Below are 14,740 nucleotides of genomic sequence, written 5' to 3'. Positions count from 1 at the left end.
AAAAATACAACTCTTTTTAGCAAATTAAGCAATTTTTTTCGCAAAGGATAGAATAATGAAATAAAGCGTGAATTTTTCTTAATATTTTAGCGGTATTCTTAGCGAGAAAACGGTTCCAATATTAACCTCACTCTTGACTTCTACTGTCGCATTGTATTTTTCAAGTAACATCTTCGAAATGCTAAGTCCTAAGCCAGTTCCACCAATTTGACGATTTCTTGCTTCATCCACTCGATAAAATCGATCAAAGATAAACGGCATATTCTCTTCTGCTATTCCTATACCATTATCAGCAATTTCTAAACATGCAATTTTTCCAGCAGTTGTAAGAGAAATTTCAATCTCAGGAATTTTTTCACAATAACGAATTGCATTCTCTATTATATTACGAACGATTTGACTTAGTGCATTTTCGGTAATAAATAACGGACCGATTTCGCCATTTTTCGACAGCGATATTCGTGCTTGTGGATGGACAAGCTGTAGCTCCTCCATGACGGCTTCTATTACTACTAGTGCATTTGCCTCACTTGCCTCATCTTTTTCCTCACGTCGTGCAAGCTCTAATAATTCCTCAATCATTTTACGCATCCGAGCAATTTCCGTTAGTGAAGTATCAATGGATTCTTCTAAAATGGCTGGATCATCTTTGCCCCATCTTTTTAACAAGGAGAGATGCCCTTCAATGGCTTGAATCGGTGTTCGCAGTTCATGGGAAGCATCTGCGACAAATTGTTGCTGCTGGGTAAAGGAAATTTGCAGCTCATTCATCATCGCATTGTACATTTTTAACAGATCACCAATCTCATCCTGTGATGTATAGGTTAGCTGGATAGGCTGATTAAATCCTTGGTCTACCACCGTCTTCATGGATGCACGCAATTCATGTAATGGCTTCATTAAATAATTGGCCAAATAATAGCCAATGGAGCCTGATAGTATCAATGCCCCTATCCCCGCTATTAGCATCGCTGTCAGAAGGTAATGCATAAGGGATTGAAAGCTAGTCAAAGGATGAATAACTTGGATATAGCCTTGAAAAAAGCCGATCCGTATCGGTTCATTGATGACGAGTACATCCTTCTTATCGATGGTCATTTCCAGAACTTCTTGCATCGATTGTAGCGGTGCAGCAGCTGAAGTATCATTGATACGTAAAATATCCACTCCATCTCTATTAAATATTCTGACCGTTTCATCGCGATCGGCAATGGATTTGAGCAAACCTGTATTTTGTTGTATTTGCTGAATGGTAACATTAGGACCTTGTGATTCTAAAAAGGAGATAATATCGTCACTTGTACGTTTGACCTTACCTTCCTCATCGTTTAAGAGCCATGTATGAAGCGAAAGATAAACGACTATACAAATAATTGTAAAGCTAATAAAGATGACACTACTTGATGTCAGCATCCATTTTTTCTGTAAAGATTGGTGACGTACATAATTTTTTAATTTATTCATTCACGCATCACATACCCAACACCACGAACAGTTTCTATATAAGCGTTCATATCACCAGGGAGCTTTGTGCGTAAATGTCTGATATAAACGTCTACTACATTGGTCTCGATATCCGTATCATAGCCCCAAACTGACGTTAAAATATGCTCCCTCGTACACACTCTATTTTTGTGCTCGATTAATAGTTTTAGTAAATCATATTCTGTCTTTGTTAGGTCAAGTTTATTCCCTTGAACAAAAACTTCATAGGCTGCCACATCTATTTCAATATCTCGTAAACATAAAGATTCGCTGCTAGTAGGCTCTGGTGTGACACGACGTAAAATCGTCCGTATTCTAGCAAGCAGCTCTTCAATAGCAAAAGGCTTGACGATATAGTCATCGGCTCCTGCATCTAAGCCCGCTACACGGTCCATTACAGCATCTCTCGCCGTTAATAAAATAATTGGCACCTGTGACTGCGTTCGGATACGGCGGCAAATTTCAATGCCATTAATGCCTGGCAGCATCACATCCAATAAGAGAACATCAAAATTTTCCGTAGTGGCCAAAGCCAGTCCATCCCGTCCATCAAAGGCTGTTTTCACCTCATAGCCCTCATGCTGTAATTCTAGTTCAACAAAACGCGCAATATGCTTCTCATCTTCTACCAACAATATCTTCTTAGGCATTGTATCACCTTCTATTCTAAAATAACGATATAGGATATTTATCCCTCTCACGTTCTAGCATAACATCAAACAAAAAGTCTGTCTCACAAGGGAAACCTTGTGGACAGACTTTTTTATTGTATTCCCGAAATGGAAAGATTATTTTTTCCCAACTCTTTTGATCGATATAAAGCTCGGTCGGCTAAATCCATTAACTCATCCAAAGTTTGTGCATGATCTGGATAATAGGCAATACCGATTGAGGCTGTAGGAGTAAAATGATGGTCTTCAATCATCCAGCCTTCTGCTAGTTCATCGCGGATTCGACGAATAATATGCATAATTTGGTCATGCCTTTTATCAGCTTCTCTTGTTAAACCTGTTAGGATGACGATAAATTCATCGCCACCAATTCGAATGACCATGTCATGACTTCGAACCGTTTGATTTAAGGCATTACCAAAGCGCTGAATAAACGCATCCCCTGTGTCATGACCAAAACGATCGTTGACTTCTTTAAAATCATCACCATCTAGATAGAGCATGGCGACACAGGTTTGATTTTCAGCTGCTTTAGCCAGTATTTTCGGAAACTCTTTTTGTAAATAACGTCGATTAGGTAGCTGTGTTAACGCATCATGATAGGCTAAATAGAGCAAATCATTTTCTCTTTCTTTACGATGAGTAATTTCTCGAGACACCATCATAATTTGTGAAACCTTTTCACGTTCAGGGTCATGTACAACCGTGACATTGCCCTCTGTCCAAATCGGTGTACCGTCCTTCGCCTTTAGTAAAAGCTCAAACTGTGTTTCTGGCTGACCTGTAAAATTGTTTAAAAATGTTTGCCATTCGTTTTTACTTTCTTGATCTAAAATATCACTGTAAAACTGCCCAAGTAGCTCTTCATTTTCATACCCTAAATAAATCCCATAGGATGGAGACGCATAAAGAATAATGCCATCTTCATTCGTAATCACGATTAAATCATTTGTATTTTCCGTAATGAGTCGGAAAGTACGTTCAATATTTTTTAATTCTGTGAACATTTTTTTCTTATCTGTAATATTATAGTTAATGGTTAAAATTTGTTCGATTTTACCGAACTCATTTTTTAACGGCACAATGGTTGCCTCCACCCAATAATCGGCATGATATTTTGTGCGATAGCACAGTTCTCCTCGCCAAATCTCCATTGTATCCAGCTTGCCTTCGATTAATTGTAAAAAGTTTTGCGCATTGAACCTTGGCTCCATTAATGAATAGGGCTGACCTATTAATTCCTCCGCAGTGTAGCCAGAAGCCTGTAAAAACATATCGCTTGCTTCCGTAATATAGCCTTTATGGTCCAATACAGCAATGGCTGTAGCTGAATTTAAGGCAGACTTAAAAACTTCTAAACCATGAGACTTCGAACGTAATTCTGCTTTTTGTAAAGTAAATTGAGTAAAATCCTGCATGATTAGAAAGATAGCAAACGAATTATCATCCTGCATTACAGGCGATAGGGACATTAAATACATGCGCTCCTGACCTTCTGACGTAAACAGCTTGATCAGCTTTTTATCAAGGTTTTCCCCTCTCGCTGCTTTTTGTAAACAAGCTTCAATGTGTTCAACCTCTTCTTTCGGGATGATCGGTAAATCAACAAACAATTTTTGCTTGACAGTTTCATTATCTAATTGGAAATCTTCCATAAAGCAAGAATTCACTTCGTATACCATACCTTCGGCCGATAAAATGACCGTGGAGAAAAAGGCATGGTCAAACATGGACCGCATAAATAAAAATTTATCCTCAATATTGCGGTCATAGAGGATTTCCTTTGTGATGGCTAATATATAGTCTTCATTATTATATTTCAACGGTCTGACAGACGTTTCGTATTTATGAACCTCCGACTGAAAATACGCATAATCTACATAGTCAACCTGATTATGCTCCCTAATCGCTTGATCGTAGTTTTTCTGAATGATCGAAAAAATGCGCTCTGAGGTAACGCTTGAAATCATTTTTCCAATCGCCTCATTTGATAACAGGTCACGAGCTGCTTGGTTTAAGCGAATATATTGATAATCATCCTCTACTTTTTTCATGAGAAAAGCAAAATCTTTGCCAATAAATAATGAATTAAAAAAATCTTCGCTTAAAAGATACTCCATGCTGTCACCTCCAGAAAAGCCATTGCAATCATGATAAAAATGCTAGTATGTATGTTTTGTTCGATTTTATATAATACTACTATTATAACATAAAAATCAAAAATTACCCTTACAGAATAAGATAAATTATATCCTTTTTAGGATATTTTTTGATATATTACCTATTGTAGAAACATTTAAATCCTACTAAAGAAGTGTATAAATGATTAATATTAGATAAAATTGATAGGATAGACTTAATGCTAAAAAACAACAATATTTTCGCCAACGCCTCTTCTTTTGTCAGAATTTACTGACTACTAAACTCAAATTTTGTTTTTTTCGAGCAAAATGATTGCATCAAACAGCTTTCGTGTTATATTATATTTAAAAAACTAGCCTTTTTTCGGTATGGTCGAAATCAGTAAGACAGCGGGAGATTATGGAATATCATAGTTATAACGTCTAGTTCTTTGGGTTTTAATTCCAGTACGAATTTTAGTTTTCTTCTTTATGCTTCAACGGAATTGTTTTAACTACCCTAGTAAAGGAGGCGTTTCGTATGCTTAAACATCGAGACCTGCATGAATGTACAGAGCTTTATGAGCTATTATCACACCCTTCTGTATTCCCTTTTGTCCGTCAGAAAGCCACATCCGCTGATGAGTATTGGTTTATGACAAAACAACTGATTGAAGAGGAAGCGAGAGGACTCGCTATCTCGAGGACCATTACTGATGATTGGGGTCAACCAATCGGCACCATTAGTATTCACGATGTGGAGGACGGTGCAGGCTTTTTAGGAACGTGGATTGGACTCCCTTACCAGGGTAAAGGCTATAATCAAAAGGCAAAAATGCTATTTTTGAATGAGTTATTTTTTGATTATAATTTCCATACGGTATTTCTCCGTATACGAGTTGAAAATTTAAAATCACAGCGTGCCGCATTAAAGCTACCTTATGTGGTGAGTGCTAATGAAAGTCATCCGACTTTATTAGAACAGGTCAATAGCGGTGAAGCTCAATTTAATTTATTCAAAATTCAAAAAGATTTATTCTACTTAATAACAGCACATCAAATGCAAGAAGGCGAAGAGCAAGCCATGTAATGTGTCATATATAATAAGAAGCTATAAGGTTTTGTCATCTTTGACCTGCCTCATAGCTTCTTTTCTTTTTTCAAAGAGCCTTTATTTTTTGTAGTGCAAAATTAATGTTGCCATTTCGTCTGGTGTTTTTGGTTTTTGCGTTTTGGACATCTTCTCGACCATTTCTGCCTTACACTCTGTTAATGTATGAACCGACTTCATAAAAGATTCCTTTGTTAATTCTTCTTCCTGCAGCACTTCCGCATAGCCCTGTTTTTTAAACAAGTTGGCATTTAAAATTTGATCCCCACGACTTTTTTGTGCGGATAGCGGCACTAATAGCATCGGCTTGTGTAGTGCCAAAAATTCGAAAATGGAGTTAGAGCCTGCTCGTGACACGATAAAATCTGCTGCATGCAATAGATCAGGTAACTCTGTTGTCACATACTCAAATTGCTTGTAGCCAGGCATTGTCTCTAGTGCTTGGTCATAGTTCCCTTTCCCACACAAATGAATAATATGAAATTGCTTTAAAAGCTCTGGTAAGTTTTGACGCAATGCCTCATTTAGAACAACAGAGCCTAAACTTCCGCCCATCACTAGTAAAACAGGCTTTAATGTTGAAAAGCCACAGAATGATAACCCTTTTGCCCGTTCGCCCTCAAACAACTCCGGACGAATAATGGAGCCTGTGCAAGTTGCCTTTTCTTGTGGTAAATGCTTTAGTGTTTCTTCAAAAATCGTGAACACATGAGAGGCAAAAGGCAGGGCAATTTTATTGGCAAGACCAGGTGTCACATCAGATTCATGTATAACAACAGGCACACCTGCCAGTTTTGCTGCCATAACAACAGGTACTGAAACAAAGCCACCCTTTGAAAAGACAACCTGTGGCTTTACTTTTTTAATAATACGAAAAGCCTGCATCATTCCAGCAAGCACTTTAAATGGGTCTGTAAAATTTTTCATTGAGAAATAACGACGCAATTTACCACTCGCAATGCCATAAAACGGAACATCGGGGAAAGCCTCGCCTATTAATTCTTTTTCAATACCTTGTTCTGAACCAATATAGTGGACATCATAACCAAGTTCAAGTAAAGACGGGAGTATCGCTTGATTTAACGATACATGGCCAGCTGTCCCACCACCGGTTAAAATGATAGTTTGTTGTTTCACATTAATTCTCCTATTCCTTAAAAACCATTGTAGTCCGCACTACTTTTTGTTTACAGTGTTCTATTTTACTATATGCTGAAGAAAAGATATAGATGAAGCACGAAAATTTCAAGCTTTTCTCTCTTTACATATGCTATACTTGTTCATTATGTTCACGAAGGAAGTATCAAATATGTACCAAACATCCACAATTAAGGAAAAATATGCACTACTTTTAAAAATGATTGTTCCCATCTTAGTAACACAAGTAGCCATTTATCTTATTTCATTTTTTGATATTTTAATGTCCAGTCGCTATGGGACGGCCGATTTAGCAGGTGTCTCAATCGGCTCCTCCATTTGGATGCCGATTTATACAGGACTGTCGGGTATTCTCCTTGCCATTACACCGATTGTCTCACAGCTAGTCGGAGCGAAACAAGAGATGGATGCCAAAAAGGCCGTTCAGCAAGGTATTTATGTAGCCATTTTGCTGGCAATCTTCATCTTCACAGGGCTCTTTTTTGGCATCGATTGGATACTTAGCAAGATGAATTTAGAATCTGCTGTACATAGCATTGCAAAAGGCTACATCTATGCGATGTGTGCTGGTCTTTTACCTTTATTCTTATTTTTTGTCATGCGTTGTTTCATTGATGCCCTTGGGCAGACACGTGTCACAATGATTATTACATTATTGACAACGCCGATTAATATCGTCCTTAACTACATTTTTATTTTCGGTAAATTCGGCGCACCAGAGCTTGGCGGGATTGGTGCAGGTGTCGCAACAGCAATTACGTACTGGCTCATTTTCTTGATTACTGTATGGATTATCGCCAAACGAGTACCGTTCGAACGTTTCCGTTTGTTCCACCATTGGCCGAAGCTGGAATGGCTTCGATGGAAGGAAATTTTACTGATTGGTGTGCCAATTGGCATCTCCTTATTTGCAGAAACAAGCATTTTTTCTGCCGTTACCATGATGATGAGTAATTTTAGTACAGAAATTATTGCTGCTCATCAAATTGCCTTAAATTTCACCTCCCTGCTCTATATGGTGCCGCTTAGTATTTCCATGGGTGTTACCATATTAGTAGGCTTTGAAATTGGTGCTGGTCGCATGCGGGATGCTCGTATTTATAGTTATCTATGTGTCGGCACAGCCATTTTATTTAGTTTTATTTCTGCTTGTATCTTATTTATTTTACGTGAGCCTGTAGCTCATATGTATTCAACAGATCCTATAGTACTTGAGTATGCTGTACAATTTTTAGTTTATGCAGCCATTTTTCAGCTCTCGGATGCGATTCAAGCACCCGTACAAGGGGCATTACGTGGCTATAAGGATGTTATGATCACATTTATGATGGCAATTATCTCGTATTGGATCATTGGCTTGCCCGTGGGCTATATCCTTGCTACGCATACTGATTTTGGTCCATTTGGATATTGGATTGGACTTGTTGCTGGTTTAACAATGGGCGCAATCACCCTGCTTATCCGTCTGCTAATTGTTCAAAAAAGAGTTACCGTCTAACGACAAAAAATCGCTTTTCTCCCTCTTGAGAAAGGCGATTTTTTAGCGTAATACACCTGTACGAATGATTTTCACTTGAACAGACGGCACGAGCTGTAAGGATGTATATTCCGCATGCCAGTCGTCCTTAAACATCTTCGGGTGATAGGCACGAATATAGCGACCAATTCCTAATGTATCAGACTTTTGATTTTGAAGTATACGTAAGACCTCCTCAAACTCCGCCTGCAAATGCTTTTGAATCAATTGTTGAACATCCTTAAAAATGGTTTCTTTATACAAATGATCTTGGGCGAATTCTTCAATTCCGACCTCGAGTTGGTAATCCATCGTTATTCGTCTCAGTTCCTCATCCACTATCCATTTACGCTTCACATGGATAACATCTGCCGTAATCGGCATTTCTTTCCCGTCATGCTTCCACATATAACTCATACGTGCTTGCTTATTAGTTTGATTCATTAAAATGAGCATGATGAGGGATTGTTTTGGCGTTAATACTGTGCCCGTAAAGGTTTGACCAGAAAATAAAGCTAAACCAGCCGCAACAACGTGCTTTTTATCCTCACCTAGCCGAATATACGGTAGCGTGATATCGATTGTTTGTTCAAATAACATCGAGCCAATCGTTTGTAAATCTAATTTCGGAAAAAAGGTATTTTCCTCTGTACTTTCGATAAAGCGTTCATAATAAACGCCTGCGCTTCCAGCTAAATCCTTCGTTAAGTCGACGTATGGTTTGACATCCCCTTCTGTTATCGCCACTTTGATGGATATCGGATTTTGAGGATCGCGAAAATAAATATCCAAAATATCATAAATGGGCTCTCTCACTGTTTGATCCGCTATTAGGAGCGTTGATAGCTCCGATAGATCAAGCGTTTGCTCGACTTTCAAATTGGCGTTATTGCGTACATCTTTCGGTGAAATCCCTTCCGCTTCAATCACTTCATTTTGCTGTGCTGTTGTATTCGGATAAGCATAATAGCCTTTGTACTCCCCAACATAGCCTTCCACACCAACGAGTGTTACGACAGACGCATTTTTATAAAGGCGTTCATCCCAACATCCCGCTAAAAGCACTATAGATAAGATGATTATACTCCCTTTACGATACACGTTTTCCCCTCCATTTATTCCAACAGATAATGATGAGCGGTAGTAGAAAAGTAAAAAAGAATAATACATAGTGCAAAGAATTTTTAATAAACTCAATGCGCTGAAATTGCATCATAAAGAGCGGTAGTATTGCCAGTAAAAGATGGTAGATAATAATACTCCATTTCGGATGCTTCCTTTTTTTTGAAAGATACAGCACTCGAAAGGACAGACCAAAAATCATGACCGTGACAATAGACCATGATAGCCAAATATAGACGAAGAAAATATCAAGTCGTTTAACAAATGTCACTTCCTGTGATTTTAAAATATACATAATCGGCTCTGGGATCAACTTGATTTCATCTAAGGCAAAGAACATTTGCGTAAAAAGCACGGAAATCAAATAAAATACAAAAATGACCAGTTGGTAGATGAATAAAGGCCGCCCTTTCACCTGTGTATCTTGTTTTAGAAATGGTCGATAAAGAAGGTACATTTCAATGCCAAAAAAAGCATAGGTACTATGAATCAAGCCCCCCATGATTTGTCTCATATGATTCCATTCAATAGGAAATAGATTACTCCATGTTAAATCGGGAATCGCCAGCATTAAAAAAAGCACAAAAAGGAAAATGATTGGTATGAGCATGACACCGATGTTAATGACCGTTTCTGGTCTTACTAGGTTGGCATACAAGGATAGTGCGACAATCAGTACAACAACGAGCCATTCAGGGGTTTGTGGTAATACCCATGTGGCCAAAACATATCCCATATAGGCAATCAGTACAGCCGCTAATAAAATCCAATAAAGCTGATAGACCCAGCGAAAAAATCGATTTAAATAAAAGTAGGCATAATAGCGTTCAAACAGGAGCAACAGACCATAATGAATGACACTTGCTAAAATAAAAACGAGCCAAGCATTATGTTGACTGTAAATGATTAAAGGGGTTTGGAAGGCAATATAGACGACACCTGTTTGAATAATAAATAGTACTAAAAAAAATTGAGCCTTAGATAGCGAAAACTTCATGGCGTATCCTCATTTTTTAGCTGTTCATCCTCTGGTGGGTCAAAGGAAGTAACTTGCACAGTCGGTTTAATGAATGGCCAGCGTAAAAAAATTTTATACACCGCTTTTGGCTGAAAAGGTACGATGGGTGAAAAATACGGCTGTTTAATAGAAGTTAAACTGATTAGATGAATGAGTAAAATAACAACCCCTATGACAATCCCTAAAAACCCAAACAATGAGGCTAGGACCATAAACGGAAAGCGTAACATACGTATGGTACTATTCAATTCAACGGATGGAACGACATAGCTTGAAATAGCCGTTAAGGCAACGACAATGACCATTAAATTAGACACTAACCCTGCATTAACGATGGCATCTCCTATTACTAGCCCCCCAACGATTCCAATTGTTTGCCCTACAGATTGCGGCAAACGTATACTCGATTCTCGAATAAGCTCCATAATGATTTCAAGAATGAGCGCTTCGATTAGTGGTCGATAAGGGATTTCATTCACATCGTTTTTCACTTGATTACTCAGTTCTAGTGGCAGTACCTCAAAATGAAAGCTAACTACTGCAATATAAAAAGCTGGTAAAAAAACCGCGGTTATAAACGACAGTAAGCGGACGATTTTATAAAAGGAGCCAACAACAACCCGACCATTATAATCATCGGGTGTTTGATAGAAAGAGAAAAAGGTCACGGGACCAACTAAGGCAGATGGTGAAATATTTGTCATGACCACGACCTTGCCCTCCACTAAATTGGCTACTACACGATCTGGATGCTCTGTATTTAACAATTGTGGAAAGGGCGATAACACCGAATCCTCTAACGCATCGCTTAATTGACCAATACTATAAAAATAGTCGATCTGAATCGCTGCAATCCGCTTTTCAACCTCCTGTAAGGTCTCAGGCTGTATGACCCCATCCATATACAGATAATAGGCCTTTGTTTTCGTTTGATGGCCAATCGAAAAAGATTTTACGACAAGTGCGGGATTATTCACTCGCTTTCGTATCAAAGCTAAATTGGTGTCTGCACGCTCAATCAAGCCCTCATGCGAGCCTCGAAGAATATGTTCGTTGATCGGCTCTTCGAGATTTCGACGCACCTCATTTATGATGCTAAGTGTCAGCATCTCTCCCCTTTCAGGCAATATCACGATCGTTTCCCCTTGACAGACTCTTTCAATCGCTTGCGGTAAGGAAAAATCTTGCAATGTCGTAATTAACGTTTCACTCCAAAAAGGTTTATCTGTATCTAAACGGGCATAAATGGTATCCAGTACTTTTTGTACTTCCTTCGCATCAACTAGAGAAGCGTAAAAGCATAAAATAGCCGTATCCCCTTCATGCCAATCTACTTGTCTGACTGTCAAATCCGAGGAATGGTAGAATGCTTTTTGTAGGCTTTTCATCATATACTCCACTTTATCCATAAAACGCCCCCCTCTATTGGAGAGTATAAACATTTTTCTCCATTTTCAAACGCTTGCATAGGGGGATTCATAGCCATAAAAAAGATGCCCGTTAAAACAGAGGGGCATCTTTAAATGGATTATTTTTTAAAATAAGCTTCAATATCTTCATAGATAAAGGGCGTCCCCTCTATTTTTTCATGCTGATTATGCAAAGCTGTCATACGATTGATGATAGGCGCTAATTTCCCCTCATTTTCCTGCGTTAGATTGAAGGCTACTCCGTATGAATAAATTTGATACTTTTCCTCTAATGTCCATCTAAATGTACCTTCTATAGTAAATGACTGGTTCATCAACACAAAGTTAAATTGAAACTTCATCGTTTGATTGATTGGTAGCTTCAGTGTAGAGCGAATCTTCATTCCCCCTAAGCTAATATTTTCAATCACGATTGGCGTATGACCGATAGCAAGCTTTTGCTGGTTCATTTCAATAATGGTCATAGAGCCCTTCACATAGGCTGGGAAATGAAAGCGAAAATACTTGCGACGCTCCACAGCTGGCTTGTGATGGACAATCGCTTTCGGCGGTTCTAAGAAGCCTTTAGCTAGCATTTTTTCAAAAGCCTTCGCAGGAACTGCTTTTGAATAGATGCTTCCTTGTAGATAATGACATTCATGCTGCTTTAAAAAAATATATTGATCATAGCTTTCGACCCCTTTTGCCACTACTTGAATGCCTAGCATTTTTGCTAAATAGATCGTTGTTGAGATAAGCCCATTTTCAATAGGATGATCATGGCGAATTTGCCGAATAAACGCCTCATAGATATGAAGCGTTGTTGGCTGAAACGTGCGCAATGATTCTAACGATGAATAGCCTGTTCCAAAATCACCAATAGCAATTTTGACACCAAGTTCTTGCAATTCCTTTAATACCGTCATAACACTTGCGCTATTTTTTAAAATGGTCCTTTCTGTAATTTCTAATTGTAAATAGTGAGCAGGGATTTCATTGAGCTGCAATTGCTCTTGAAGAAATGGGACAAAGCCCCTTTTCATCAAACGAATAGGTGAAATTTTGATGTTAATCGTACGCAGTACATGCCCATCTTGCTTCCATTTCCGCAAGAAAGCACATGCTTTTTTAATGACCCAATCTGTAATAATATGGATCATATGATTTTCTTCCGCTAAAGGGATAAATTCACCAGGTGACACAAGCCCCCATTCTTTATGATGCCAACGAATTAACGCCTCTGCCCCATAAATATTGCCTTTTTGTGGCTCTACCAATGGCTGAAAATATAGCTCAAATTCTTCATTTAACATCGCTTGACGCATATCACGATCTAGCACATATTGCTTATAGGAAGTAATATCTTCTGTAAAGGCATAAATATGAAAGCGATTGCGCCCTTGTTGCTTCGCATAGCACAAAGCAGAGTAAGCATTTTCTAATAAGATATTTCTCGATCCACCTTCCTCAGGATAAAAAACAATGCCAATGCTAGCAGAGAGATGCAATTGATAGTCTTTAATCGTCAGAGCGGTATCAAAGATTTTCAGTAAACGATTAGCCAATGCGTAAATATGCTGTTTACTCACATATTTTTTCATGACCAAAATAAAATGCTGATGGTCTAGGCGTGCCAAGTAACTAGTATCATCGAGAAGCTTGGCAAAATGCTGGGTCACCACTCGAAGAAGCTCATCACCGATTTGTGAACCTAATGCATTATTTAACACATGAAAACGATTAATGGAAATATAGAGAAGGGCAAATGGCTCGCCTGCCGAACAGAGTGTGTCCACTTTATCATGCAAGCTCAATTGATTTGGTAAGCCTGTCAATTCATCATAGTACACTAAATAATTGAGCTTCTTTTCTCGTTCAACCTCCTTTGTAATATCCGTTACTAAGCCAAAAATTTGATTTACTTCTCCCTCCTCATCGAGTCTTGGTACAATTTGCTCAAGCAACCATTTTGTTTGGTTTTCACCTGTAAAAATACGATAAATCACTTGGTAGCTCTTGCCGATAGCAAGATAATCGGTGTACGCTAGTACCTCCTCGCGATGTGCAGGGTGAATCATGTTAATCCATACTTCGGCGTCTTCGTAAAGCTTCGCTAGTGGAATGCCTAAAATTCCCTCTAGCCCTTTTGAGGCAAAAAGCATTGTTCCCCGAATGGAATCTCGCATCCAAATCCCCGCATCTAAATGATTAAAAATATAATGATAGTTGGCGAGTGTATCATTTAATGCCTGCTCAAGCAGTTTAAAAGCTGTCTGATCCTTTACAACCCCAACCATCTTAAAGGGCTTATTATCCTTCCAAGTTACTTCTGCCGCTGCTTGTACATAACGCAAATCATGAGTTTCACCATGATATATTCGAAATTCACTATTCAAGTTGATGCCTTTTCGGGCATTGTTAAATGCATCGTAGGTCTTTTCATGGTCATCTGGATGGATAAATTGGAAAGCTCGATCAATACCGTCGTTTTCTGAACGGCTAAAGCCAAAAATTTGATAAAAATTATCGGAGCAATACAGCTTGTCATGCTGAATAAAGTATTCCCAGCTCCCTACTGCGGCAATATGCTGAGCATAATTTAAATGCTTTTCATGAAGCAATAATTGATGCTTCATCGCAGAATAGGTAGACATATCTTCAATAATTAAATAAAGCCCCTCTGCCTGATCCTCACCATTTTTAATCGGTATAAATGTTAGTACAAGGCTTAGCTGTTGACCTTGATGCTGTAGCCTTTCTATATCAATTTTGACCGATTTCCCCCGCAATGTTTGGTTGAATGCTCTTTTTAGCCGCTTATAATCAGGGACCGTCAAAATTCGCTTAAAATCCTCTGCATGGCTTGGTCGATAGTGTAATAGTTGATAGAGTGCCTCTTGATTTACATAAATAATTTCTCCATCCGCTGCAAAGACAATCATCATATCAGGGTGATACTTCGCAAAGGACATGGCATATGAGAATAAACGATGATCTTGAACTGTAGCCAGCGCTATTGCCTGTGTACTTTCTTCTCTTGCAAAAAATTGCTTTAATAAATTCGGCTTTTTCATCAACCTCACCCTTCCCTACTTTTTACCTACTACTAATTTAGTAATTCCCCAAAAAC

At 38.5% G+C, this 14,740-nt stretch carries 10 protein-coding genes; 2 read left to right on the top strand and 8 right to left on the bottom strand.

The window, feature by feature from the left end; all coding sequences use genetic code 11:
- Positions 1 to 78: 78 nt before the first annotated feature.
- From AC6BKE_RS18690 to AC6BKE_RS18680, 3 genes are all read right to left on the bottom strand, one after another.
- Positions 79 to 1,464, bottom strand: a complete 1,386-nt coding sequence (locus AC6BKE_RS18690) for a HAMP domain-containing sensor histidine kinase (protein WP_036126039.1) — start codon at positions 1,462 to 1,464, stop codon at positions 79 to 81.
- Positions 1,461 to 2,135 carry a response regulator transcription factor gene (locus AC6BKE_RS18685; protein ID WP_058844437.1) on the bottom strand — a complete coding sequence of 225 codons (675 nt, stop codon included), beginning with the start codon at positions 2,133 to 2,135 and terminating at the stop codon, positions 1,461 to 1,463. The genes AC6BKE_RS18690 and AC6BKE_RS18685 overlap by 4 nt, the downstream gene beginning before the upstream one ends.
- Before the next feature lie 113 nt (positions 2,136 to 2,248).
- Positions 2,249 to 4,276 (bottom strand): diguanylate cyclase domain-containing protein, encoded by a 2,028-nt coding sequence (locus tag AC6BKE_RS18680; protein WP_036126045.1) that lies wholly within the window; start codon positions 4,274 to 4,276, stop codon positions 2,249 to 2,251.
- 541 nt (positions 4,277 to 4,817) lie between these two features.
- Between AC6BKE_RS18680 and AC6BKE_RS18675 the strand changes: the two genes are divergently transcribed.
- The gene (locus AC6BKE_RS18675; protein WP_089933612.1) at positions 4,818 to 5,366 is read left to right on the top strand and encodes a GNAT family N-acetyltransferase; all 549 of its coding nucleotides are present in this window, start codon (positions 4,818 to 4,820) and stop codon (positions 5,364 to 5,366) included.
- 81 nt (positions 5,367 to 5,447) lie between these two features.
- Here AC6BKE_RS18675 and murG read toward each other — a convergent pair whose 3' ends face one another.
- The gene (gene murG, locus AC6BKE_RS18670; RefSeq protein ID WP_036126049.1) at positions 5,448 to 6,524 is read right to left on the bottom strand and encodes an undecaprenyldiphospho-muramoylpentapeptide beta-N-acetylglucosaminyltransferase; all 1,077 of its coding nucleotides are present in this window, start codon (positions 6,522 to 6,524) and stop codon (positions 5,448 to 5,450) included.
- 172 nt (positions 6,525 to 6,696) lie between these two features.
- Here murG and AC6BKE_RS18665 point away from each other — a divergent pair, with 172 nt between their 5' ends.
- A complete protein-coding gene (locus AC6BKE_RS18665; protein WP_499857648.1) occupies positions 6,697 to 8,043 on the top strand; it encodes an MATE family efflux transporter in 1,347 nt (448 codons plus the stop codon).
- Between the two features lie 42 nt (positions 8,044 to 8,085).
- On the opposite strand, the gene AC6BKE_RS18660 is transcribed toward AC6BKE_RS18665, so the two are convergent.
- The 4 genes from AC6BKE_RS18660 to AC6BKE_RS18645 form a co-directional block, all read right to left on the bottom strand.
- Entirely contained in the window at positions 8,086 to 9,162 is a 1,077-nt protein-coding gene (locus AC6BKE_RS18660; protein ID WP_058844439.1) for a Ger(x)C family spore germination protein, read from the bottom strand.
- A complete protein-coding gene (locus tag AC6BKE_RS18655; RefSeq protein WP_340834217.1) occupies positions 9,152 to 10,180 on the bottom strand; it encodes a GerAB/ArcD/ProY family transporter in 1,029 nt (342 codons plus the stop codon). Before AC6BKE_RS18655 ends, AC6BKE_RS18660 begins: the two co-directional genes overlap by 11 nt.
- Positions 10,177 to 11,610, bottom strand: a complete 1,434-nt coding sequence (locus AC6BKE_RS18650) for a spore germination protein (RefSeq protein ID WP_499857645.1) — start codon at positions 11,608 to 11,610, stop codon at positions 10,177 to 10,179. Before AC6BKE_RS18650 ends, AC6BKE_RS18655 begins: the two co-directional genes overlap by 4 nt.
- Before the next feature lie 119 nt (positions 11,611 to 11,729).
- A complete protein-coding gene (locus tag AC6BKE_RS18645; RefSeq protein ID WP_499857644.1) occupies positions 11,730 to 14,684 on the bottom strand; it encodes an EAL domain-containing protein in 2,955 nt (984 codons plus the stop codon).
- Positions 14,685 to 14,740: the final 56 nt, after the last annotated feature.

Source organism: Lysinibacillus sp. COL-1 (genome assembly GCF_059814265.1).
Note: the sequence above shows the minus strand (reverse complement) of the source record. Positions and strands in the feature narration are given on the sequence as shown.